At 61.0% G+C, this 24,330-nt stretch carries 12 protein-coding genes and 7 pseudogenes; 8 read left to right on the plus strand and 11 right to left on the minus strand.

Annotated features, from left to right (window positions below; genetic code table 11):
• The first annotated feature begins 4 nt into the window (after positions 1 to 4).
• Positions 5 to 1,866, plus strand: a pseudogene (locus JCM25414_RS16835) (cobaltochelatase CobT-related protein).
• A gap of 447 nt (positions 1,867 to 2,313) precedes the next feature.
• Here the strand turns inward: JCM25414_RS16835 and JCM25414_RS03855 are convergent.
• On the minus strand, positions 2,314 to 3,735 hold the full coding sequence (locus JCM25414_RS03855) for a pyridoxal phosphate-dependent decarboxylase family protein (protein ID WP_025840787.1): 1,422 nt from the start codon (positions 3,733 to 3,735) through the stop codon (positions 2,314 to 2,316).
• Between the two features lie 3 nt (positions 3,736 to 3,738).
• Positions 3,739 to 4,110, minus strand: a complete 372-nt coding sequence (locus JCM25414_RS22835) for a hypothetical protein (protein ID WP_148300933.1) — start codon at positions 4,108 to 4,110, stop codon at positions 3,739 to 3,741.
• On the opposite strand from JCM25414_RS22835, the gene JCM25414_RS03865 reads away from it, so the two are divergent.
• Positions 4,109 to 4,792 carry a hypothetical protein gene (locus JCM25414_RS03865; protein WP_148300934.1) on the plus strand — a complete coding sequence of 228 codons (684 nt, stop codon included), beginning with the start codon at positions 4,109 to 4,111 and terminating at the stop codon, positions 4,790 to 4,792. The two genes, JCM25414_RS22835 and JCM25414_RS03865, sit on opposite strands and share 2 nt — an antisense overlap.
• Positions 4,793 to 4,874: 82 nt before the next feature.
• On the opposite strand, the gene JCM25414_RS16840 is transcribed toward JCM25414_RS03865, so the two are convergent.
• Together JCM25414_RS16840 and mfd are read right to left on the minus strand one after the other, a co-directional pair.
• Complete coding sequence (locus JCM25414_RS16840) at positions 4,875 to 5,699, minus strand: SDR family NAD(P)-dependent oxidoreductase (RefSeq protein ID WP_369345988.1); 825 nt, start codon at positions 5,697 to 5,699, stop codon at positions 4,875 to 4,877.
• A 180-nt stretch (positions 5,700 to 5,879) separates the two neighbouring features.
• Positions 5,880 to 9,334: pseudogene (mfd, locus tag JCM25414_RS16845) on the minus strand (transcription-repair coupling factor).
• 127 nt (positions 9,335 to 9,461) lie between these two features.
• Between mfd and recG the strand changes: the two are divergent.
• Positions 9,462 to 11,551, plus strand: a pseudogene (gene recG, locus JCM25414_RS16850) (ATP-dependent DNA helicase RecG).
• A 140-nt stretch (positions 11,552 to 11,691) separates the two neighbouring features.
• Entirely contained in the window at positions 11,692 to 13,293 is a 1,602-nt protein-coding gene (locus JCM25414_RS16855; RefSeq protein WP_025840790.1) for a GGDEF domain-containing phosphodiesterase, read from the plus strand.
• Between the two features lie 105 nt (positions 13,294 to 13,398).
• Here the strand turns inward: JCM25414_RS16855 and JCM25414_RS16860 are convergent.
• Positions 13,399 to 14,438 (minus strand): annotated as a pseudogene (locus JCM25414_RS16860) (lipid A deacylase LpxR family protein).
• A 362-nt stretch (positions 14,439 to 14,800) separates the two neighbouring features.
• Between JCM25414_RS16860 and JCM25414_RS25750 the strand changes: the two are divergent.
• Positions 14,801 to 15,469 carry a cold-shock protein gene (locus JCM25414_RS25750; RefSeq protein WP_148300935.1) on the plus strand — a complete coding sequence of 223 codons (669 nt, stop codon included), beginning with the start codon at positions 14,801 to 14,803 and terminating at the stop codon, positions 15,467 to 15,469.
• Between the two features lie 177 nt (positions 15,470 to 15,646).
• Here the strand turns inward: JCM25414_RS25750 and smpB are convergent, their stop codons facing one another.
• From smpB to JCM25414_RS16875, 4 genes and pseudogenes are all read right to left on the minus strand, one after another.
• Positions 15,647 to 16,141, minus strand: coding sequence for an SsrA-binding protein SmpB (smpB, locus tag JCM25414_RS03905; RefSeq protein ID WP_025840792.1), 495 nt, complete (start codon positions 16,139 to 16,141; stop codon positions 15,647 to 15,649).
• A complete protein-coding gene (dapA, locus tag JCM25414_RS03910) occupies positions 16,142 to 17,038 on the minus strand; it encodes a 4-hydroxy-tetrahydrodipicolinate synthase (RefSeq protein WP_025840793.1) in 897 nt (298 codons plus the stop codon).
• A gap of 85 nt (positions 17,039 to 17,123) precedes the next feature.
• A pseudogene (locus JCM25414_RS16870) lies at positions 17,124 to 17,962 on the minus strand (prephenate dehydratase).
• Positions 17,959 to 18,689: pseudogene (locus tag JCM25414_RS16875) on the minus strand (3-deoxy-manno-octulosonate cytidylyltransferase). The pseudogenes JCM25414_RS16870 and JCM25414_RS16875 overlap by 4 nt, the downstream one beginning before the upstream one ends.
• A 124-nt stretch (positions 18,690 to 18,813) precedes the next feature.
• Between JCM25414_RS16875 and JCM25414_RS03925 the strand changes: the two are divergent.
• The 3 genes and pseudogenes from JCM25414_RS03925 (at position 18,814) to JCM25414_RS16880 (ending at position 22,492) form a co-directional block, all read left to right on the plus strand.
• Positions 18,814 to 19,614, plus strand: coding sequence for an inositol monophosphatase family protein (locus JCM25414_RS03925; protein ID WP_025840794.1), 801 nt, complete (start codon positions 18,814 to 18,816; stop codon positions 19,612 to 19,614).
• Between the two features lie 55 nt (positions 19,615 to 19,669).
• The gene (gene serA / locus JCM25414_RS03930; protein WP_025840795.1) at positions 19,670 to 20,920 is read left to right on the plus strand and encodes a phosphoglycerate dehydrogenase; all 1,251 of its coding nucleotides are present in this window, start codon (positions 19,670 to 19,672) and stop codon (positions 20,918 to 20,920) included.
• A 70-nt stretch (positions 20,921 to 20,990) separates the two neighbouring features.
• Positions 20,991 to 22,492: pseudogene (locus tag JCM25414_RS16880) on the plus strand (YifB family Mg chelatase-like AAA ATPase).
• 8 nt (positions 22,493 to 22,500) lie between these two features.
• On the opposite strand, the gene metC reads toward JCM25414_RS16880, so the two are convergent.
• The gene (metC, locus tag JCM25414_RS03940) at positions 22,501 to 23,688 is read right to left on the minus strand and encodes a cystathionine beta-lyase (protein WP_051535672.1); all 1,188 of its coding nucleotides are present in this window, start codon (positions 23,686 to 23,688) and stop codon (positions 22,501 to 22,503) included.
• A gap of 49 nt (positions 23,689 to 23,737) precedes the next feature.
• Positions 23,738 to 24,268, minus strand: a complete 531-nt coding sequence (locus JCM25414_RS24445) for a sulfurtransferase (RefSeq protein WP_242403329.1) — start codon at positions 24,266 to 24,268, stop codon at positions 23,738 to 23,740.
• Positions 24,269 to 24,330: the final 62 nt, after the last annotated feature.

Raw genomic sequence — 24,330 nt, forward strand, 5'->3', positions numbered from 1 at the left:
GTTCATGGCTTCCCCCAGGCCGAAGACGCCAGACCGCAATACGACCGATCTCGCCCTGCCCGGCAGTGAGCGCACCGATGCCTTTCGGCGCGCCACGACTGCTGCCCTGCGCGCCATGTCGGGTGAGGCCGAGACCGAAATCAGCTTTGCCGCCTCCGCAACGTCAAAGCAAGCGACGGGCATCCAGCTTCCCTATGTGTCGCGTGCCCTCACCCCGCAGGAAATGCAACGCGTGCGCGGCGCGGCCGACGCCGCAGCCCTGCGACTGAAGCATCACGACAATGCGCTCTCCCCCCTGCCGCAAAACAGCGACACGCCGGAAACACGCCCGCTTTATGACACGCTCGAGCAGGTACGCTGCGAGGTGTTCGGCGCGCGACATATGGCCGGCGTGCAGGCCAATCTGCGCCAGAAACTTGCGTTAGACTGTCACGAAAGCGGTTACGGTCGCATGGCAGCGCGCGACGATATGCCCACCTCTGTGGCCCTTCCGCTTCTGGTGCGCGAGGCGCTCTCGGGCGAGGCCTCCCCGTCGCAGGCTGGCCCTGCCCTGAATGCCTGGCGCGAGACACTCTCGCCAGATGCTCAACGCGCCCTGAAGAAACTTGCCTCGTCGCAGATGGACCAGCAGCGCTTTGCCGAAGCGTGTTCAGGTCTGTTCAAGGCTTTCGATCTGACCGAAGAACCTGAGCCGAATGACGAGAGCCAGGCAGACGACCCGGATCAGGACGATGACAGTCAGACGGAGTCGGACCAGCCTGACGACGAGCCCTCGCCGCAGGACCAGGATGACAGCGACACGCACGGCTTCCAGCCCGAACCCACCGAGCAGCCTGACAGTCGGGAAGCGAGCGATTCAGAGCTTCAGGACGAAGGCGCCGAGCAGCCTGCCGGGACCTCGAAGATGACGAGGGGAAGGAGAGCGAGGCCAGCAGCGCCCCGCCAGCCTATAAAATGTTCACCGCGGCTTTCGATGAGGAAGCCGATGCCGCCGAACTCTGCGACCCGGATGAACTCGCGCGACTGCGCCAGCAACTCGATCAGCAGCTGAGCAGCTTGCAAGGTGTGGTCTCACGCCTCGCACATCGGCTGCAACGCAAGCTCATGGCGCAACAACAGCGCTCATGGGCCTTCGATCAGGAAGAAGGCATTCTCGACGCGGCCCGTCTGGCCCGCGTGGTCGCCAATCCGACTCTATCGCTTTCCTACAAGACGGAGCGTCAGGCCGAATTCCGCGATACGGTCGTGACCCTGTTGATCGATAATTCCGGCTCGATGCGCGGGCGCCCCATTTCTGTCGCTGCCATGTGCGGCGACATATTGGCACGCACGCTCGAACGCTGCGGCGTCAAGACGGAGGTTCTCGGCTTCACCACTCGCGCATGGAAGGGTGGCCAGAGTCGTGAACGCTGGGTCGCCGCCGGTCGCCCCCCGGAGCCGGGACGTCTGAACGATCTGCGTCACATCATCTACAAGGACGCCGACACGCCGCTGCGTCGCGCCCGCAACAATCTAGGCCTCATGCTGCGCGAGGGGCTGCTCAAGGAAAACATCGATGGTGAGGCCCTGCTCTGGGCCTGGAAGCGCCTGCGTCGCAGGCCAGAACATCGTCGCATTCTAATGGTCATTTCCGACGGGGCGCCTGTCGATGACAGCACGTTCTCGACCAATCCGAGTTCCTATCTCGAAGACCATCTACGTTCGGTCATCGCCCGTATCGAATCCTCGCCGGAAACCGAGCTTTTGGCCATAGGTATCGGCCATGACGTGACGCGCTATTATCGCAATTCGGTCACGCTCACCAATGCCGAGGAACTCGGTGGCACGATGATCAAACAGCTTTCGGACCTGTTCGTCGCCCGATAGAGGCGGTTCGTGGCCGGTGTCGCGCCTCCGGGCTGCATCGACCGGGCGGAACGCTTGGGGCGGATTCTGTGGGCCGCCCTCACACACACACATCGTCAGACGCCTTTGTTAGGGGAGCCTCAACGCGGGGTTAACTGCGCCGAGATCGCCTGACTCACTCCCCTGCTCAGGCGAGCTGCCGTCTGTTTTGAAAAGCGCTTCTTACGAGCCCATCTTGGCGGTCAGCACACGCTGCCGGGTTCCGGTAACGGCCCATCTCGTTGCACAACGGGCGGCGAGCGAGTTCTTCCTGCCAGATGGATTTTAGCAACCCCACGTTTTCTCCAGGTTGCTCGTTTTCGAAGACGATCGATGCATCGTGCTCCTTCGGGAGGCTGGATGGTGCCACCCCGACCCGGCCTGAGCGTTGCCTCAGGCTATCCGTCATTGGGAGAGAGAGTAGCGAAGTTATCCGAGCAGCTGCCCGTATTTTTCAGCTAACTCACCGATCTGTTTGAGCATAGCGTCGATCGTCGCCCGCGTGGTGCGATGGTTCACAATCGCCGCCCTGATCACCAATCGCCCCTCTATGCGTGTCGTCGAGGGGGCGGCAACACCGCTCTCATGCAGATCCTTGACCAGTTCGTCGATCGCGTCATCGTCGAAATCGACCAGAGTGAAGCACACGATATTGAGGGCGACTGGCGCCATAAGCAGGTAGCGTTCGTTGCTCTCGACGCATTCGGCCAGATAACGGGCCACGTCGCAGCATTCGGCCACCATTTCGCCCATGCGCGGCGCCCCGTAATGCGCGAGCGTCATCCATACCTTCAACGCGCGAAACCCGCGAGACAGATCAGGCCCGAAATCGCAGGGCCAAGGCGCATTGCCCGCGAGCCCGCGATCGGCACGCGTCAGATAGCTGAGCGACTGAGCAAACGCCTGCGCATGGGCTGCCCGATCGCGCACCAGAACGCATCCGGCGTCGTAGGGCACCTGCCCCCATTTATGGAAATCGAGCGCCAGACTATCGGCTCTCTCAATACCGTCGAGCATGATCGCGTGCACGGGCGACAGACGGGCGAAGGCCCCAAAAGCGCCATCGACATGAAACCAGCATTTCTCTGCCTGCGCGATATCGGCGAGGGCCTCCAGCGGATCGACCGCCCCGCAATCGACGCTGCCCGCCGTGCCGATAATGATGAAAGGATGATAGCCTGCCGCACGATCTTCCCGGATGCGCGCCGCAAGCGCCCCATCGTCCATGCGATGGAGTTCGTCCACCGGGATCAGTCGCAGCGCCTCGCTGCCGAGCCCGGCCAGATCGAAAGCACGGCTGACACAGCCATGCGCCGTTTCAGCGGCGTAGCCCACAAGCCTGCGCGCCGCTACGCCATGCTGGCGTATGGTGGGATCGACCGCGCGACTTGCCGTGATGATACCGATGAAATTGGCCAGTGAAGACCCGGTGACCAGGCAGCCCGACGAATCTGCCGGCATCCCGACCATCTCTGCTGCCCAGCGAATCACCTGACGCTCGACTTCAATGGCCGCATGGTCGCGCCCACCGCAATTATCGTTCAGACTGGCAGCGAGCAACTCGGCCAGAATGCCGATCGGCGTGCCTGCCCCCTGCACCCAACCCATGAAACCGGGATGAGGATTGCCATTGGAATAGGGGCGTATCTGCTCGAGAAACTGATTGTAAATAGTCTCTGCCGCCTTGCCTTCCTGCGGCAGATCTTGCCTGAAGGCCTCACGCGCGTTCTCCGGCATGGGCTGCCAGACCGGCCCCTCGCCCATATGCTCGGCACGATCGAACACGTCGTCGAGCATTCGATGGGCGAGCGCTCGCAGCGGTGCGAAATCTTCCGGGTCCAATCCACTCATCGCTTACATCCCTCTTGCCAGCCTGCATTCCGCCAGCCGATTGCCGACCGTGCCCGCGCCCCTCTTATCGAGCCCTGCCCCTGACGCAGCAAGAGGCTGCACGCACTCAGCTTGCCTTAGGGCGGTTCCGGCCAGAGCACCCGCGAACACATCCGGCGCGATGAAAGCGGGATGCCGCACTCCTGCCGCAAAATTCCGGTTGTCTGGCATCATGAACAACCCCATCGTGATGCCCATGAAATACGCCACCGCCTCACTTCTGACTTTGCTCGCCATCGGCGCTCTGCCCCACTCGGCCAGAGCCGACGCTGTTCCCGCCGCGTGTATGAGCACCGATTCGGCCACACGAACGATGGGAGCTGCCTCGCTCGGCATGACAGGCTATTCCGCGCGCCTTACCGGAGCCGCGGCATCGGTTCAGGTACAACAGGTCACGGTGAGAGATCGCCAGGGGCATCTGACCTTGCCCAATCTGCGCGACGCCAACGGCCTCGTTTCTCTGGGGCTTCTGAAGTTGATCCATAATGCCTCGCCCGCGAGCTGTCATGGCGTCGACGGGCGTCCCGCCCTGCGCAACCTGCGCGAGGCTCTGCATCAGGGTGCAGTGGCGGAAATGATCTGGAACAAGGTCGCCCTGTCAGATGGCGATACGCATTATTCAGCCGAACAGATCACTGTGACGCTGCGGGCAAGTCAGACATCTGGCGGCATCGATGTCGTCGTCGCTTCGTCCGGGCTATCGGCACCCGGAGGCTCGGCCCTGCCCGGCAGCGTCAACACCACCCTGACCATTCCCGAGCAGATGCTCGAAAACACGAGCACGCCCTCCGGCAGAATCACGATCTCGTCGCTTCAGGCTCTTTGGGCCAAGGGTCGTCTCGACGGCTCAGGCTGGATCACCCCGGGCCATAATGCCGCCACCAGCACCGGCGCCTGCATATCACCATCACCGATCTTAACGATCTGCTTGCCACCATTCGCCCTGTCCTGCCGACAGGCGTCACGACCGCGCTTTCGGTCGCTCAGTTCATGGGCCATCACAACGGCAATCAGGTAATCTGGGATCTGGCCCTCGATGGCGGCATTCTAAAAGTGAATTCGATCCCCATTCCCGTCAATTAAGACCTGTAAGGGGCGCTTCACGCGCCTCTTACAAAGTTAGGCTGCTCAGCCCGGATGGCGCAGCAATCCGCCTTCAACACGTAGCGCAGCGCCTGACGTTGCCGAGGCGAGCGGCGAACAGATATAGCAACCATGTTCGCCACTTCTTCCGGCTCTTCCAGCCTCTGCAACAGCGAGGTCGGGCGATTGTTTTTCAGAAAATTCGCCTCGGTTTCCTCCGGCGTATGGCCCGATTTCTCCGCAGCTTTCCGGATCATGGTCATCACGCCCTCTGTGCGGGTCGGGCCCGGCAGCACACTGTTGACCGTCACCCCACTACCCGCAACGCTTTCAGCAAGACCACGTGCAATCGCAATCTGAGCCGCCTTACTGAACCCGTAATGGATCATTTCGGCCGGAATATTCAGCCCCGACTCACTTGAGATGAAAACGATCCGCCCACGCTTCTTTGTCACCATGCCCGGCAGATAGGCACGCGAAAGACGCACCCCGCTCATCACATTGATATCGAAAAAACGCAGCCAGTCGTCGTCAGAGATTTCGGCAAAAGGCACTTCCTCGAAGATGCCGAGATTATTGACCAGAACATCGAGCTCAGGATGCGCCTCTTGCAGCCTGGCGATAATCTCGGGCTGCGCCACGTCACCGGCAAAGCCGGTTACCTGTGCTTCAGGCAGCTTCTTGCGGATCGTATCGGTCGCCGCTTGCGTCCGTTCCTCGCCACGCCCGTTCACAATCACATGGGCGCCAGCCTGAGCCAGACGCTCGGCAATCGCCAGACCGATTCCGCCGGTCGAGCCGGTAACAAGCGCTTTCTGGCCTGAAAGATCGAGTGTCAGCATGAGTCTCTCCATTTGTTCGATATCTATCGAACAAATAAGACCGTGATAAGTTGCCTTCACGGAACGCCTGCCCCATCCCCTGTCAGAAGACCATCACCCTTTGGAACCGCTTTCACACGATGTGTCGGTAGGCGCGCGCCTATCCGGGGAGCGGGGCAAAGCCCCGCATCACGCCCCGCCTCAGCTATCGGCCTTTTCGGCCAGCTTCTTCATGGCGCCCATAACCTTGCGTGCCATGGTAATACGCTGGGCATTGGTCATCTCACGCACCACGGCAAGCTTCTGATCGGGGCGAAGTTTCACGCCCTGATCCTTGTGACGTTCGACCCATTTGAGCAGACCCATCGGGTTGCGGAACTTGCGGTTACGGAACTGGATGACCATACCCTTCGGCCCTGCCTCGAGACGATCCACCCCGGCGGCACTGCAAAGCCGCTTGATGATCACGACGTCGAGCAGATTTTCGACCTCTTGCGGCAGAGAGCCGAAGCGGTCGACCATCTCGGCACGCATGGCATCGAGTTCTGCCTCACCCTCAAGCCCTGCGATGCGGCGATAGAGGCCCAGACGCACAGGCAGATCGCGCACATAGGTTTCGGGAATCAGAACCGGCAGTCCGAGAATGATGTTGGGCGTCCAGTCCTTGTCTTCCGCGCGCTTCTGGTCGCGCTGAAGACGCATGGTGGTGACGGCATCTTCGAGCATCTGCTGATAAAGCTCGATACCGACTTCCTTGATATGACCGGATTGCTCATCGCCAAGCAGGTTGCCTGCACCACGCAGATCGAGATCGTGCGAGGCAAGAGTAAAACCGGCGCCGAGCGTGTCGAGCGTCTGCATGATCTCCAGCCGCTTTTCAGAAGCGACCGACAGGCGATGACTCTGCGGCCAGGTCAGATAGGCATAACCACGCTGCTTGCCTCGGCCTACACGCCCGCGAAGCTGGTAAAGCTGACCGAGACCGAACATATCGGCGCGATGAATGATGAGCGTATTGACGGCAGGCATGTCGAGCCCGCTTTCCACAATATTGGTCGACAGCAGAACATCGTAGCGCCCGTCGGAAAACTCGGTCATGACGCGTTCGAGTTCGGCGGGTGTCAGACGCCCATGGGCCTGAACGGTCTTTGCGTCGGGCACAATGTCTCGCAGGCGTTCCGCCATACGATCCATATCCTCAATGCGCGGCACGACGCAGAAAATCTGGCCGCCGCGAAAACGCTCGCGCTGGATAGCTTCACGAATCATCACGCTGTCGAAAGGCGTGATGAAGGTGCGCACCGCCAGCCTGTCTGTGGGCGGCGTCGCAATCAGGCTCATTTCTCGCACGCCACTCAGGGAGAGCTGAAGCGTGCGGGGAAGCGGTGTGGCCGAGAGGGTCAGAACATGCACGTCTTCACGCAGCGACTTGAGACGCTCCTTGTGCGCGACGCCGAAATGCTGCTCCTCATCGATAATAAGCAGGCCAAGATTGGCAAAAGCCACCGATTTGGCGATCAGCGCGTGCGTGCCGACCACGATATCGACCTCGCCCGCTTCCAGACCGCGACGGGTCTCGGCGGCTTCCTTTGCCGTCACAAGACGCGAGAGCTGAGCGATACGCACCGGGAAACCCTCGAAACGCGTCGAAAAGCTGCGGAAATGCTGACGCGCCAGAAGCGTGGTCGGCACGACCACGGCCACCTGAACCCCGGATAGCGCGGCAACAAAGGCGGCGCGCAGGGCCACTTCCGTCTTTCCAAAACCCACATCACCGCAAACCAGACGGTCCATCGGGCGCCCTGAGGTCAGGTCTTCCAGCACATCGGCAATGGCACGCGACTGGTCCTCTGTCTCGACAAAGGGGAAACGCGCACAGAACTCGTCCCATAGCCCTTCGGCAGGCATGAGCGACGGCGCCTCTTTCATGGCGCGACCGGCGGCGGTGCGTATCAGTTCGCCCGCCATGTCGCGAATGCGCTCCTTCATCTTGGCCTTGCGCGCCTGCCAGGCCTGACCGCCCAACTTGTCGAGCGCAACGCCCCCCTGATCGGAGCCGAAACGGCTTAGCAGCTCGATATTTTCAACCGGCAGAAACAGCTTCTGCGCGCCATCATAAAGCAGTCTCAGGCAATCATGCGGCGCCACGCCATCGCTGACGGTCTCCAGCCCCTCATAGCGCCCGATGCCATAATCGGCATGAACGACCAGATCGCCCTCGGCAATTTCAGACGCTTCGGTAATGAACTGCTCTGCGCGGCGCTTGCGTCGGGGCGGGCGGGCGATACGCTCACCTAGCAGATCCTGCTCCGAGATGAACGCCATGCGCTCACCCACAAAGCCTCGTTCGAGCCCGAGCACAACGAGCCCCACTGTCCCGGGCGCGATGCCGGCGGCAGAGGCCCAGCTATCGTGCAATTCGGTCGTGAAGCGATGCTCCTTGAGCAGCGAGGCGATGCGCTCGCGCGAGCCTTTGGTCCAGGCCGTCACGTAGCAGCGACGACCGGCTTTCTCCCAAGACTCAAGCTGGGTGCGTAACGCGTCGAACGCCCCCTCACGCGTGCCATCCTTGCCACGAACGAAAATCGGGCCGGGACGCCCGCCCGCATCAAGGCCCTGCGTGGCATCGGGCTTGGCAAAAGGATTGAGCGCGATGCAGGGCACGCGCGCCAGCATGGCGTCCCAGCCCGTGCGGTTGAGATAAAGCAGATGAGACGGCAGGGCGCGATAAATGGCCTCGCTTCGCGCGCCGGGGCTTTTCTGGCTTCGAAATGATCGGCAATCATCTCGAGCCGGGCCTTGAGAATATCGGGCACCTGATGATCGATACTAACCGAAGCCTCGGGCAGATAATCGATCAGCGTATCCATATGCTCGTGAAAGAGCGGGATATAGTGCTCCAGTCCAGGGAAGCGCCGGCCCTCGCTGACATGCTCGTAGACGACATCGGATGCCGAAGAAGGACCGAACAGGTCACGCCATGAAGAGCGAAAACGACTGATCGCATCAGGGCTGAGCGCATATTCCGAGACGGGACGCAGCTTGAACGCGTCGAGTGTTTCCGTCGAACGCTGGCTCGCCACGTCGAAGCGACGGATATTATCCACCTCATCGCCGAACAGATCGAGGCGGATCGGCTCGCTTTCACCCGCCGGATAGAGGTCGAAAATACCGCCTCGCGTGGCGAATTCTCCGGCTTCCATAACTGTATCTGTGCGCGTGTAGCCGCTTGCGACGAGAAGCTCGATGAGCATCGCCTGATCGAGCGCCTCGCCTTTCCTGACCGCTATGGCCTGATTGCGAAACGCGTCACGGGGCGGCACGCGCTGCACCAGGGCGTGAACCGTCGTCAGCACGATGCGACGCGTTTTACCCGATGGTTCGAGCAATCGTGTCAGGGTGGCCGCGCGCTCGGCCGTGATGGCCGGATTGGGCGAAACGCGATCGTAAGGCAGGCAGTCCCAAGCGGGAAAGCGGAGCACGGTCACATCAGGCTCGACATAGGCCAGCATGTCGGCAAGAGCTGCCACGGCGGCGTCATCACGCGCAACATGGATCAGCGGGCCATCATGCTCGCCCAAGCGGCGGCGCAGGAGGAACGCGGTATAGGCTTCCGGCACGCCCCAGAGGATCGGCCAGTTGGGGATATCGGTCATTCAGAAATCCAAAGCACGCGCGCCACGATGCAGGCAGGCTGCCAGGCGATGGTTTCGTTTTGTTCCATGACAATTCTATCCTATAGCCTGTGCGTTTCCCGCTGTCAGCCCATGTTCCGCGAAGGCCATGCACCCAGAGTCATCAAGGATTTCGCCCCTGCTCGCCCCGCTGGCAACCCTGCCTGGCATCGGCCCTCGTTACGCCGATCTGCTGCGCAAGGTTGCTTGCGGCCCACGCGTGATCGATCTTCTTTTCACCCTGCCTACAAGCTACACGGACCGGCGCAGCGTGCTGACACTGCGCGAGGCACGAGACCAGCTGATGCCCGGCGCGACGCTGACGGCGAGGCTGCGCGTGCTCGATATCGCGACACCCTCACGCCCACGTCAGCCTTTTCGCATTCGCGCCTGCGATGATACGGACGAAATCGAGATCCTGTTTTTTCATCGGGCTTTCATCCGCTCTGTCGCGGTGGGTGACGAACTGGCCGTCTCGGGGCGGCTCGAACGTTACGGGCTCTCGCTCACCATGCCTCACCCCGACTATATGCTGGGCTGGGCACGGCGGGACACAATTCCGCCCATAGATCCGGTCTGGCCGCTTACGGCAGGTCTGTTCACCTCTGTCATGAGGCGGGCGGTGCACAAGGCGCTCGACCTGATACCGCCTCTGCCTGAGTGGATTGCTCCCGATCACCTTGCCAGGCGCAACTGGCCAGGCTTCGCCCAGGCGCTGGAAACGCTGCATCGGCCCACACCCGATACCGGGCAGAACTGGTCGAGCCTCGCCCTGCTGGCGCGCGAGCGTCTGGCCTATGACGAGTGCCTCGCCGATCAGTTGTCCATCGCCATGGCGCGGCTCGAAGCGCGCGGCCAGACAGGTCGTGTGATCAGAGGCGATGACACTCTGCGCACCGAAACCCTGACCCGCTTCGGTCATCGACCGACGGGCGCACAGATCCGGGCGCTGGCAGAAATCGACGCCGATCTCGCCGCCCCCGCTCCAATGATGCGCCTGCTGCAGGGCGATGTTGGCGCGGGCAAGACCCTGGTGGCGCTGCTGGCCATGCTGCGCGCGGTCGAATCCGGCGCCCAGGCGGCGCTCATGGCGCCGACCGAAATTCTCGCCAGTCAGCATTTCGAGACAGTTTCGCGCCTGACAAGCGTGCCATGCGTCTATCTTTCCGGCAGCGTGAAAGGCAAGGCGCGCCGACTGGCCCTTGAAGCCATCGCAAACGGCTCGGCCAGACTGGTGATCGGCACCCATGCTCTCTTTCAGGAAAAGGTCGTGTTTCACGATCTCGCTCTGGCCGTCATCGACGAACAGCATCGCTTTGGCGTGCAACAACGCTCGATGCTCGGCGCCAAAGGCGCACAGACCGATATTCTGGTTATGACGGCCACCCCCATTCCACGCACGCTGCTGCTGACTCAATGGGGCGATCTGAGCGTGAGCCGCCTCGATGAAAAACCACCCGGGCGCAAGCGATCCAGACCTCGCTTCACCCGCTTTCAACGCTGGATGAGGTGATCGGCGGCATCACGCGCATTCTGCACCGTGGCGCCCAGATCTTCTGGGTATGCCCTTTGGTGGAGGAAAGCGAAGTGCTCGATGTGGCGGCTGCCGAGGCGCGCTGGGGTGACCTCTCCCTGCGCCTGTCCGTGCCGGTCGGGCTGGCCCATGGAAGGCAGGAAATTGCTCAGAGACAGACGGAGCTGGACCGGTTCAGGCTGGGCGAGACACGCCTTCTGGTCGCCACGACGGTTATTGAGGTTGGAGTCGATATCCCCAACGCCTCCGTGATGGTGATCGAACATGCCGAACGCTTCGGCCTTGCGCAGCTTCATCAGCTACGCGGGCGCGTTGGCCGTGGCGCCGCAGCCTCTTACTGTCTATTGATCTATGACGATGCGACCGGCGCCAACGGCAAGGAGCGCCTTGCCCTGCTGCGCGAGACCGAAGACGGGTTTGTGATTGCCGAAAGGGATTTCAGACTGCGTGGTGGGGGCGATATGGCTGGGAATCGCCAGTCCGGCCTCCCCTTCTTCCGCCTGACCGAGGGCGTAGATGCCGAATCTCTATTGAATGAAGCGCATCGCGACGCAGTGATTATTTCAGGAAAATCGCTCGAGATGAAGATGCTGGAAACAGAATATCAAGCACTACTCAAGCTATTTGATCGCGATGATATGAACCGCATCAATCGCTCAGGCTAGAGCGATGATCTGGACAAAGTTCATTACTTATTTAAAGATTTGAAATAATGAGGCGGATAGCTTTTCCATTGCGATTTCGTCATACTCGTTAGAACCTGCATTGTCTTTCATGAGCGGGTTTCTTGTGAGAGAGAGGCGTCATGTCATCGAAGAAACAGCTTCAACCGCAAACAGCGATACTTGAAATCGCGCGACGGTTGCTGAACGCCTCGTCAATCTGCATATGCGGCTACGATGCCGAAGACGATCTTGTTGAAATTGCCAGTGGTGGCGCAGATACAAAAGCCATCACGGTAGATCGCGTCAAGACAGTCTGTGCCAGCCGAGACGAACTTTATCTCATCAGAAACGAAGACGGATACGAACTCGGTCTGGGGCTCGATACCGACCTCAGTCTGCTGGCGCGCATTCCCCCGACAATCGATGAAGCCGAACTGCGGGAGCTCGCACCCTATCTTGCCGTCTGCGCCAGGACCATTCTGCGTAACCAGACGCTGCAAACGCGTCGTCCCGATCTCCCCGATCGCGGCCTCTGCGCCGCCCATATCGAGCGACTGATCGAAACAACAACCTCAGAGGCCCGCAAAGTCAGCTTTTCCGTGATCGAAATCGACCTCGATCATCTGAACACCCTTAATCTCCGGTATGGTTGGGAAACCTCCAACCAGATCATCGACGTGGCGATCGGCCGGGTGCAGGCCATGCTGCCCCCTCATGGCTTTCTGAGCTATGCTGGCGGCGGCAGTATTCTCGTTGTGTCTCCTCCCGGGCTCTCTCTCGTGACCTCGCGCACGCTTGTCGCCGCCATCCGCCAGACCCTTTCTCCCATGATCGTCGTGGGAGAGCACGAAATTCAGGCTTCCTTCTCGATCGGTTGGGCGCTGCACCCTGAAGATGGTGCAAATTCGGCAGCCCTGCTTCAGGCTGTCGATGCCGCCATGGCCGATGTGCGTCAGCATGGAGGCGCTCATGAGCGCCGCGCAAGCTCGACAAGCATTGCTGCGCTGATTGGTACTTCCGGGCTGGAGCGCGATCTGATTCATGCCACCGAGCGCGGTGAATTATCGCTCAACTGGATGCCGATTATCGCCTCCGGCTCGCAAACCGTTGTGGCTCTCGAAGCCCTGCTGCGCTGGGAGCGCCCCGGAACCGGTCAGGTTCCCCCGGACATCTTTATTCAATGCGCCGAGAACGGTGGATTGATCGAGAAAATCGATCAGTGGAGTCTGGAGACTGCCTGCAGGGCCGCAGCTTCATGGAGCCACCCCCTGAGAGTCTGCGTCAATATCTCGCCCACCTGGCTCGCAAAGCAGCATCTCTCTGGCATGGTAGAAAGTGTCTTGCAGGAGACCGGCCTTGCCCCCGAACGGCTTCAGATCGAGCTATCGGAAAAGCGCTCATTCGGACCACGCGATATCGCTTATCAGGAACTGTCCCGCTTACGCGCTCTGGGCGTTCATGTAGCCCTCGACGATTTTGGCGCTGGCTATTCTTCGCTCGAACGTCTGGCCAATTTTCCTGTCGATCAGATAAAATTCGACCGCTCTTTCATGTTGCGGCTCAATGATGACCGTCGTGTAAACGAAGTCATGGGGCAGACCATTCAGATGGCGCGGCGTCTTGGCATTTCCTGCTGCGCCAAGGGCGTCGAGACCGAAAGACAGATGGCCTTTCTCGACTCTTATGGTTGCGAAGAGGTGCAGGGCTATCTGCTGGGCGTACCCACCACAGGTTATCTCTGACCGTCGCCCGGCTTACTTGTCGCGGCACAAAAAAGCATGGTGCCTTGCGGCGTCATGGCTTTTTTGGGGCCGGCCCGAGCCGGCCCTGCCCTGCCCTGTCTCGGATCAGAACTTGACCGAAAGCTTGAGCGATCCGTAGTTGAAAAGACCAGCCTTGGCCGTCTTGAACTGGGCTGTCTGCCAGTTCTGGCTGTAGGACAGTCGGACACCATGCCACATGACGGCTACACCGGCATGAATCATCCCGACATCCCAGGTCTTGCTGACATGAGGCGAGTTGTCGCGAAGTGTATTGCCCTGAAGCGTCGAATCGTAGGCTACAGCCTGCCCCTCTACCCCGCCATAGACATACCAGGCGACCGGACGCGTCGCGACAAAGGCATCGGTGCCATCAAGCCCGGCCCGATCGTCGCATTGCCGAAATCGCTGTCCAGCCCCTGACCGATGCGGAAGGTGCCTGCGGCATCGGCATAAGTGCGATAGTCGCCCGCAGCGCCGGAGACTGCCGGCAGCACGTCGGCGCTGATGCCATAGAGATTGACAACGGGCAGACGCCAGATGCGACCGGCCTGGATCTGGAAGATCGGCTGGTTCTGGAGCTGGGTGTGCCAGCCACGATTCTTCGTGTCGCCAATCGCGCCATGAAAACCGTTCTGAAGCTGGCGACCGAGACCGGCAGGGCCCATCACACCGAACTGAATGCCGGCAACACTGCGCGACAGATCAGTATCATTGATGAAATTGACCGTACCGAGCAGCAGGCTCGAATAGGGACGATCGCCTGAGGGCGGCTGCGCGAGCTGCGTGTCGCGCGGCGTATAGATCAGCTGCTGCACGCCAAGACTGACACGCTGCGTGCCGTTGCCGAGCAGAAAGCGATTCACATCGGCAAAAGGCTTGGGCAGGTTGTCGGTGCCCGACGTCCAGTTGAAGCGAAGACCAGAGGTGTAATACTGGTCCGATGTTCCCTTCAAGGTTGAAACGGCGTCGTTTTCACCCTGAAGAGTCCAGGTACCGTAAGGATCCTGCTTTGGTGTAGCCTGGGCAGCAGAAGCACCGACCAGCACGAGACCGAGAGCCGAGAGCGATCCAGTCGTGACCTGCCTGGCTTTCGGCCAGCGCGACTTTGAACAGCGCAAATCCATCCCTTTCTGAAATAATAGGTTACTACCTTATCTCATTCCCCGTATCAGGAAACAGTGGTCGGCGGGAACGAAAAGACGATCTGCTCATAAAAACGCGATATAAAGAAAATCGTGGTAATCGAGCCACGTTTTCCAGTGGCATAGTTTGAAAAAACCGTGTTAGGGTTCCCCCGAAACCCCCTGTGGACATCGCCCGTTGCATTCAAGTGTGGGCAGGCCCGTGCACAGCGTTTCGACTTACAACATTGGTGATTCTCACGAAGATGGATCACCGTACAGATCTCGGGATTAGACCGTTGAGAAGCAACCGTACCGACCGCAGCCCACGTTCCCCGCGCCGCGGCGGATTCGATGACGATTTTATGGCCCCCCCCTCCTTCGGTGGTGACCGTGGTGGGATGCAAAATCGTCGTCCCCCTTCGGGCGGCCCCCAGGTTCTGGCATCGGGCCCTGAAGTAGGCGCCAGCGTTAAGTGGTTCAACAGCGAAAAGGGCTTCGGCTTTGTCGAGCTGGCTGATGGATCAGGCGACGTTTTCCTTCACGCTAACGCCCTGTCCAGCGCTGGCCACACCAGCGTCAATCCGGGCACCACACTGAACGTCCGCATTGGCCAGGGTCCCAAGGGCCGTCAGGTTGCTGAAGTCCTTACTGTCGACACCAGCACGGAAGAAGCTCCGCGCCCGCGCGCTGCTTTCAATCCGGCTGGCCCGCGTCCGGCTTTCGGTGGCGGTGGCCGTCCGGCCCGTCCGGCGCCTGACCTGTCGCAGGCTCAGGAACTGCGCGGCATCGTGAAGTGGTACAACGCCACCAAGGGCTTCGGCTTCATCACGCCGGAAAACGGCGGCAAGGACATCTTCATTCACGCCTCCGCTCTGGAGCGCTCGGGCCTGTCGAGCCTGAATGAAGGCCAGGCAGTCGACGTCAAGGTCGTTCAGGGCCAGAAGGTCCTGAGGCTGCTGACATCAACATTGCCTGATCGGCTTTGCTTTTCAAAGAAACCCGGCCTTCGTGCCGGGTTTTTTTGTGCCTGACGACTGGCAAAAAGCCAGATTCTATACTTCTAGGTCCAGTCCATCCCATCATCCGGGCAGTATAGAATCAGCGAAAGGGCATGAAAAAACCACGCTCGAACACGGCGTGGCTTTCATCAGGCGATCAAGGCTGGCCCAGTAGCGCCCCGAAAAGCACCGCCGGCAGCATGAGCTGGCTCAGTAATCCTTGCCTTTGCTCCGCAGCAGCCGCGCCTTATCGCGCTGCCAGTCACGCTCGGCTATGGCATGACGCTTGTCTTCCTTCTTGCGCCCCTGGCCCAGTCCCAGTGTCAGCTTGGCGACGCCGCGCGCATTGAAATGAATATCGAGCGGCACAAGCGATGCCCCGGATCGCGAGACGGCACCGAGCAGATGATCGACCTGCTTCCTGTGCAAAAGCAGCTTGCGCGGCGCGCGTGTGTCAAAGCGCGACAGCACGCCTCCCTGATACTCGGGAATATAGGAGTTCAGCAGCCAGATTTCGCCATTGCGCTCACCGGCATAGGCTTCATTGATCATCGCACGGCCCATGCGAAGGCTCTTCACCTCAGGGCCCTTGAGAACGATCCCCGCCTCAACGGTTTCGAGAATGGTATAATTGAACCGGCCTTTTCTGTTCTGCGAGGCGATGCCATGCGAGATCAGACCGGATTTCTTCTTTTCAGCCACAATTCATCCTGACAGACCCGTCTTCTTGAGGGCCTCATCGATGACAGCGCAAGACGCGGCGCCGGGTTCACAAAGAGGCAGGCGCACGGTCGGCGTGCACAGCCCAAGACGCGAGGCCGCATATTTCACCGGGCCTGGATTGCTTTCACAGAACATCGCATCATGAAGCGGCGTCAGGACCTGCTGAATCTCCATCGCACGGGACAAATCACCATTTTGCCAGGCCTCGTGCATGTCAGCACACAGACGCGGGGCGATATTGGCCGTAACGCTGATGCAACCCGTCCCCCCTGCGGCAAGGAACGACACAGTGGTGCCATCATCGCCAGTCAGCAGGGTGAAAGGCTTGTCGCCAAGAAGGTGACGAAGCTGCAGCGGACGGGAGAGATTGGCCGTCGCGTCTTTCGTGCCGACGATATTGGGATGCTCGGCAAGACGCGCCATCGTTTCAGGCAGCACTTCAACCACCGACCGGCCCGGCACATTATAGACATAGACCGGCAGATCGGTTGCATCGGCCACGAGCATGAAATGCTGATACAGCCCTTCCTGCGTCGGCTTGTTATAATAAGGGGCTACGACCAGCAAAGCGTCGGCACCCACGGCTTTGGCATGGCGCGCCATGCCGATCGCCTCATGGGTGCTGTTCGACCCGGCCCCGGCCATGACAGGCACGCGACCGCCGGACACCTTGACCGTATGCGCCACGACCAAAGCATGTTCGTCATGGGTGAGCGTCGGGCTTTCACCCGTGGTGCCTGCGGGAATGAGCCCCGCCGTACCCTGATCGATCTGCCAGTCGATAAAGCGGCCGAGAGCGGCGAGATCGACCGTGCCATCATCGCGAAAAGGCGTCAGCAGCGCGGTCAGAGACCCTTTGAAATCCTTGTTCCGTGCCATGAGCCCTCACCTGCCGCGTTAAACAAACCTGCTGCTAAATAGAACTCTAAACGGCGCTGTCAAATGGATATCGCCGCAACGTCCCCTATTCAGGATAGCGTGATCGGCTGGCCGGATAGACGCCCAGTATCGCTATATTTTCGCTGCATTCACGCAGAACGGAAAGAGCCTCTTTCAAACCCGCCTGCTCCGGATGGCCTTCCACATCAAGCAGAAATCCCGTCGCGGTCAGGTACCGGGACTCATATAGCTCTCGAGCCGGGTCATGTTGACGCCGTTTTCAGCAAAACCGCCCAGCGCCTGATAAAGAGCGCCGGGGCGATTGAGCACACGAAAGACCAACGTGGTCATGACACGCTCAGAGTCGGCAGAGGGCCACACGGCCTCACGCGCCACAAGATAGAAGCGGGTCGTGTTATGGGCCGCATCTTCCACATTGGCGCGCAGGATTTCCAGCCCGTTCAATTCGGCGGCGAGAGATGAGGCGACCGCGCCATCTTCACGCGACTGCCATTGAACGACCATCTCGGCCGCGCCAGCCGTATCGAAAGCCGAGCATGGCTCCACACCGAGTTCACGAACCAGATCGCGTATCTGACCGAGTGCCACGGGGTGGGTGTGGATACGACGCAGATCTTCGATGCGTGTGCCCGGCAGGCCCAACAGGCAATGCTCGACGCGCTGAAAATGCTCGCCAATGATAGGCAACCCGGCTTCTGGCAGAAGCGCATGAATCTCCGGCACACGCCCTGCCAGGGAGTTCTCGCAGGCCAGCATGCCGAGCGTTGCCCTCCCCTCGCGCACCGCGTCGATTGCCGACTGGAAACTGGGGCAAGGCAGGGTTTCCCAGCCTGGGCGCGCCGTGCGACAGGCCAGGTCGGAATAGGCGCCGGGGCGCCCCTGGAAAGCAATGATCGGGGTCATGAGCGAAGCGCCTGGCGAACACGAATGAGGTCTTCAGGCGTATCCACGCCAAGCGGCGCCTCGTCAATTGCCACGCAACCGATACTCATGCCCGCTTCGAGCGCACGGAGCTGCTCCAGCGATTCCCGCTTCTCCAATCCCGAAGGCGTCAGGGAAACGAAACGCGCCAGCGCCTCACGACGCCAGGCATAGACCCCGACATGATGCCACAGCGGTCCAGCACCCCAGGGAATGGCTCGACGCGAGAAGTAAAGCGCGCGGGCAATCGCTTGCCCTTCGCCGAAAGAACAGGCGGCTTTCACCACAGAATCCCGACCGGCTTCTTCTTCAGTTTCGACGGCGGCCACTAGCGTACCGATATCGAACCCGCCCTGCGAAACGGGAAGCAGCGCCGAAGCGAGGCAGGATGGGGCTATCAGGGCAGATCGCCTTGCAGGTTGATCACGACATCATGATGCCCCTCAGGATCATGGCTTTCCAGCGCCGCGTGAACCCGATCCGACCCGCTCGGCAGCGCCGGATCGGTCAATACACCTTCGATGCCATGACCGGCCAGCACATCGAGAATGGCTACGTCTCCGGAAGCCACGAGTACCGGCCCGATCCCGGCAGCAAGCGCACGTAGCGCCACTTGCAGGATCATGGGCTTGCCATCGATCTCGGCCAGAGGTTTGTTGGGCAGGCGCGTCGATGCCAGACGCGATGGGATGACGATAATCGGTTTCATAGGGTAGAAGCAGGCTTTCCGCTTGTCTTGTGAGGGCTGCAGCGCATGGTCAGACATGCCGCACCCCCCTTGATGCGTCAATCGCCCGCTCTGCCTCCGCTCCCTCTTGCCCCGGATTGCCGCCATGTCCCCCAAGCCCGATCTCGCCGCCTGCCTCGACACCGCCCTTCTCTGCGCCGATCTCGCACGCGAGGCCGTCACGCCTTATTTCCGGGCCGGGCTCGCAGTGGACGACAAGAGCGATGAGAGCCCGGTCACCCGTGCCGACCGCGAGGCAGAGACTGCCATGCGGGGCCTGATCGCCGGGCGTCACCCTGACCAGGCAATACTGGGCGAGGAATTCGGCTTTTCAGGGGTTAAGGGTGACTGGGTCTGGGTGCTCGATCCGATCGACGGCACGAGGGCCTTCATCACCGGCCGCCCGAGCTTCGCAACGCTCATCGCTCTCTTTCATAAGGGCAAGCCGGTTATCGGCATCATCGACCAGCCCTTCACCCAGGAACGCTGGATTGGCGTCGAGGGCACGCCGACCCGTTTCGACTCCGCTGCGATGCCCGGACATATCGGCGCGCGTCCCTGTGCGAGGCTTGCGGAGGCTGAACTCTCCTGCACCTCGCCGGAGATGCTGATCGCTCCATACGACAGCCGTTTCGCCGGGCTCAAGACTGCAACGAGGCGCACGAGCTGGGGCGGCGATGCCTATGGCTACGGGTTGCTGGCGCTCGGTCAGATCGACGTGATCGCCGAATGCACCATGAAGCCCTGGGATTGGGGGGCTCTGGTCCCGGTGGTCACGGGTGCAGGCGGTGTCATGACCGACTGGCAGGGCGCGCCCCTGACGCTGGAAAGTGACGGGACGGTTCTCGCCTGCGGCGACAAGGCCCTGCTGCAGGATGCGGTGGCACGCCTTCGCCCTTCCCCCTGACAAGACTATAGGCTAGCACCGCTCTTCGGATTTGCGCCGCTGACAGGAGCCAGACATGGAAGCCTCGTTTTCTCTCCCCAAAGACCGCATTCGCATTCTCTTGCTCGAAGGCATTCATGAGAGCGCCGCACAGCACCTCGCTGCGCAGGGGTACAGGCAGGTCACCTGCCTCAAGACAGCGCTCGAAGGCGAGGCTCTGACAGAGGCGCTCAAGGGCGTGCACATGGTGGGCATCCGCTCACGCACCCAGCTTACCGCACCGGTGATCGAGGCGGCAGACCGTCTCATGGCCATCGGCTGCTTCTGCATCGGGACCAATCAGGTCGATCTCAACGCGGCACGTATGGCAGGCATTCCGGTTTTCAACGCTCCCTTCAGCAATACGCGCTCGGTGGCCGAACTCGTCATGGGCGAGATCGTCATGCTGCTGCGTCGCATTCCGTCGCGCTCCGAGCAGTGTCATGCCGGCGGCTGGGACAAATCGGCCATCAACGCCTGGGAAGTACGCGGCAAGACGCTGGGCATCGTGGGCTATGGCTCGATCGGATCGCAGCTTTCTGTTCTGGCCGAGGCCTTCGGTCTGCGCGTGATCTTCTATGACACCATCGACAAACTCCCGCATGGCAATGCGACCCCGGTAGCGACCCTCCAGGAGCTTCTCGCCCAGTCGGATATCGTGAGCCTTCACGTACCGCAGACCGATCAGACCAAGGACATGATCGGCGAGGCCGAGATCCGGGCCATGAAGCCGAATTCGATCCTGCTCAATAACGCGCGCGGCACGGTCGTCGATATCGACGCCCTCGCCGCAGCTTTGCGCGACGGCCATCTGATGGGGGCTGGCGTAGACGTTTTCCCGAAGGAGCCCAAGGGCGCTGGTGAGAGTTTCGTCTCCCCGTTGCAGGGTCTGCCCAATGTCATCCTGACCCCGCATATCGGTGGCTCGACCATGGAGGCGCAGGAGCGCATCGGCGTTGAAGTCGCCAAGCGTTTCGTCGAATATTCCGATGTGGGTTCGACACTGGGCGCCGTGAATTTCCCGCCCGTTCAGCTGCCAGAGCGCCCGCGTGGCACGCGATTCATGCATGTGCATGAAAACCGCCCCGGCATCCTGCGTCAGATCAACGAGATCTTTTCAAGCGAGGAATGCAATATCGTCGCGCAATATCTGCAGACCGATGGCGAGGTCGGCTATGTCGTGGTCGAGATCGATGCAAGCCCGGACAGCGAACTCGACACCCGCCTGCTCGGTCGACTGCGCGATCTCAAGGGCACGATGCGCGCCCGACTGATCTATCAGCGCTGAATAATTATTAATGAATTATTGACGCGGCACCGGTAATCGCTAGGAACAGAGAAATCTGTTCCTGACATTGATGGGTGCCGTGACCTCTTTTTCTTCATCGATCGCCCGTATCCAGAGCTTCGCCTTTGCGGGAATCGATGCGATACCGGTCACTGTAGAGATCCAGATCTCTTCTGGCCTGCCCGCCTTCATCATCGTGGGTCTGCCGGACAAGACCGTCGGCGAAGCCGCGAGCGCGTTCGTGCTGCTCTGGCGGCTCTTGGCCTCGCTTTGCCGCCCAAGCGCATTCTGATCAATCTGGTCCCGGCTGACCTGCCCAAGGAAGGCTCTCACTTCGATCTGCCCATAGCGCTTGCGATCATGACCGCCATGGGCATTCTGTCCCACGAAGCGATCAGCGCCTATGCCGCGATTGGCGAGCTTTCTCTCGATGGCCGGCTTCAGGCCACGGGCGGCGTATTGTCTGCCGCGCTGGAGGCTGTCAGGGCACAACTTGGCCTGATCTGCCCCAAGCCGCAGGCGCAGGAGGCCCGCTGGGCAAGCGAGACGCTCGATATTCTCGCCCCCGATACGCTCCGCGCCCTTCTGGCGCATTTCAACGGCGATCATGTCTTGTCGCCCCCTGAACTCGAGCGCGTCACGGCGCCACCCTGTCTGGCCGATCTGTCAGAAATCAGAGGTCTCGATATGGGAAGACGCGCGCTGGAGATCGCAGCCAGTGGCGGTCACTCCCTGCTCATGAGCGGGCCACCGGGCGCGGGGAAATCCATGCTCGCCCAGTGCCTGCCGTCGATCCTGCCCGATCTGACCCATGAGCAGATTCTGGAATGCAGCCGCATTCATAGTCTGGGCGGGCAGGCGACCGGCAGTCTGCTGGTTACCCAGCCACCCTTTCGGGCGCCGCATCATTCGACCACCTTGCCCGCCCTTGTCGGTGGCGGCTCGCGGTCGCGGCCGGGCGAGGTCAGCCTCGCCCATAATGGCGTGCTGTTTCTGGATGAACTGCCCGAATTCTCACGCGCCTGTCTCGAATCCCTGCGCCAGCCGCTTGAAACCGGCACAATCGCGGTCGCTCGCGCCAAACAGACCGTGCTCTACCCGTCGCGCTTTCAATTCATCGCTGCGATGAATCCGTGCCGCTGCGGCTATCTGGGCGATGCCAGCCGCGCGTGCCGAAAAGCGCCCCAATGCGGCGAGGATTATCTGTCGCGCCTCTCCGGCCCGATGCTTGACCGCATGGATCTCTCGCTCTTCATCACCCCGGTTTCCCCGATAGACATGATCACCGCACCGCCGGGAGAGGCGAGCGCGCTGGTCCGCGCACGGGTCTGCGCTGCCAGAGCGAGACAGATCGCTCGTCAGGGTGTGCCCAACGCACAGGTCAGCGCCACGGTCATCGCACTGAGCGAAGAGGCACGCAGCCTTGTGACACAAGCAGGCGAGAAACTGCGTCTATCGGCCCGTGGGCTGACACGCCTGCTCCGTGTCAGCCGCAGCATCGCCGATCTGGATGCCTCGGAAGAAGTGAGCGCCCCGCATATCCGCGAAGCACTCGGTTTCAGAGTGCGTTAGACAGCCATTCATCCAGCCAGGGAAGCACGCAGCACCTCCAGGCCACCTTCAAGATCCGCGATCAGATCATTGGGGTCTTCCAGCCCGATATGAAGCCTGAAGCTCGGTCCTTCCGGCATCGCGCCGGGCAGAGAACGCCGCACACCGCCAGTGGTGGGCAGGACGAGACTTTCATATCCCCCCCACGAGGCGCCGATACCGAACAGCGCCAGTGCGTCAATCATGTCGCGCATGGCCGCTACCGAGAGATCGGCGCGCAATTCGACGCCAAAGAGCGAACTTGCCCCCTCGAAATCACGCTGCCAGAATTCATGGCCGGGGCACTCCTCGAATGCGGGATGCAGCACGCGGGCCACTTCCGGTCGTCCACGCAGCCATTGCGCGACAAGCAGGGCCGATTGCGCCTGACGCTCGAGACGCACGGCCATCGTCCGGAGCCCACGCAAGGTCAGCCAGCACTCATCCGGCCCGGCGAGCTGACCGATCTGGATGGCCGCATCGCGCAGATCTTTCCAGAGCGCGCCATCGGCCACGGTGATGGCCCCTGCGATAACGTCGGAATGACCGGCCGGGTATTTCGTGAGTGCCTGAATCGACACATCGACCCCGTGGCGGAACGGCTGGAAAATGCCGATCCCCCAGGTATTGTCGAGCATGAGGAGCGCATTGCGTTCATGTGCCACGCGCGCCAGCATGGGCACGTCCTGCACCTCAAAAGTGTGACTGCCGGGGCTTTCGGCAAAGACGACACGCGTGTTCTCGCGCATCATCCCGATAAGCGTCGCCTCATCGGCGAGCGGCGCGTAGTAGCTCGTCTCTATCCCAAGGCGTGCAAGCATCGTGCTCGCAAAGCGACGTGTCGGCCCATATACGGAATCCGGCAAAAGCAGGTGATCACCGGCATTCAGGAAAGCCAGTAGCGGCAGGGTGCAGGCCGCCAGCCCAGATGACACCACCTGGCTATGCGTGCCCCCTTCGATCAGCGCGATCAATTTTTCGAGTTCGTGCTGAATCGGCGATCCCATGGCGCCGTAAATCAGTTCGTGCTCGTGGCTGCGCAGCCCCTGTTCCTTCATGGCAGCGAGAGAAGGAAACAGAACCGTAGAGCCCCTTGTCACGGGCGCATTGACGAAACTTCCCTCTTCATGTGTCGGCTCGGGGCGACCACCCTGCACCAGAAGGGACGACAGGCGCATCCACCCGGAAGTAACCTGCTTTGCGGCGTTTTCCACTCTCTCTTTTCTCCTAAGAAGACTCTATTGGTGCTGCAGCGTCGCCGCCCCACTCGGCCCATGACCCATCATAGAGCTGCCCCGGTGCAAACCCGGCGGCTCGAAGCGCCATGGTGAGCGTGGCTGCCGTCAGCCCCGACCCACAACTGGTGATGACCCGCCGGTTCCCGATGTCACAGCCCCTCAAACGCGCCACAAGCATCTCGGGCTGCAGAAAGCAGCCCCGTTCATCCAGCAGCTCGCTATAGGGCAGGTTCACGGCCCCCGGCATATGGCCGCCACGCGTATTGGGCCTCGGTTCCGGCACTATCGCATGAAACCGTGCACGGCTCCGCGCGTCCAGAATGACCACGTTCGGGTCATTGAGCGCCGCAAAAACGTCCCCCTTGCCCGCAAGCAGCGTGTAGCGCGCACGTGTCACATAATTTTCCTGAGTCCGCGCCGCAGGCTCTGGGGCCTCGTCAAGACTGCGCCCGGCTTGAATGAATGCGTCCAGCCCGCCATCGAGCACATGCACGGAGTCATGACCGAAGAGCGACGCCATCCAATGAGCGCGGCAGGCCCCGACGCTCCCTTTCTGATCGTAAAAAATCAGCTGTTTCGCGG

The organism is Asaia platycodi JCM 25414, from assembly GCF_000614545.1.
Classification (GTDB): Bacteria; Pseudomonadota; Alphaproteobacteria; order Acetobacterales; family Acetobacteraceae; genus Asaia; species Asaia platycodi.

Bases quoted from the DNA above. Each gene is read 5' to 3' on its own strand.
- JCM25414_RS03855 (WP_025840787.1), bottom strand. From the start codon at position 3,735: ATGAGTGGATTGGACCCGGAAGATTTCGCACCGCTGCGAGCGCTCGCC.
- JCM25414_RS24445 (WP_242403329.1), bottom strand. From the start codon at position 24,268: ATGGCGTCGCTCTTCGGTCATGACTCCGTGCATGTGCTCGATGGCGGG.
- dapA (WP_025840793.1), bottom strand. From the start codon at position 17,038: ATGGCACGGAACAAGGATTTCAAAGGGTCTCTGACCGCGCTGCTGACG.
- JCM25414_RS25750 (WP_148300935.1), top strand. From the start codon at position 14,801: ATGGCCCCCCCCTCCTTCGGTGGTGACCGTGGTGGGATGCAAAATCGT.
- metC (WP_051535672.1), bottom strand. From the start codon at position 23,688: ATGCGCCTGTCGTCCCTTCTGGTGCAGGGTGGTCGCCCCGAGCCGACA.
- JCM25414_RS16855 (WP_025840790.1), top strand. From the start codon at position 11,692: ATGTCATCGAAGAAACAGCTTCAACCGCAAACAGCGATACTTGAAATC.
- JCM25414_RS03865 (WP_148300934.1), top strand. From the start codon at position 4,109: ATGACAGGCTATTCCGCGCGCCTTACCGGAGCCGCGGCATCGGTTCAG.
- JCM25414_RS03925 (WP_025840794.1), top strand. From the start codon at position 18,814: ATGTCCCCCAAGCCCGATCTCGCCGCCTGCCTCGACACCGCCCTTCTC.
- serA (WP_025840795.1), top strand. From the start codon at position 19,670: ATGGAAGCCTCGTTTTCTCTCCCCAAAGACCGCATTCGCATTCTCTTG.
- JCM25414_RS22835 (WP_148300933.1), bottom strand. From the start codon at position 4,110: ATGCCGAGCGAGGCAGCTCCCATCGTTCGTGTGGCCGAATCGGTGCTC.
- JCM25414_RS16840 (WP_369345988.1), bottom strand. From the start codon at position 5,699: ATGCTGACACTCGATCTTTCAGGCCAGAAAGCGCTTGTTACCGGCTCG.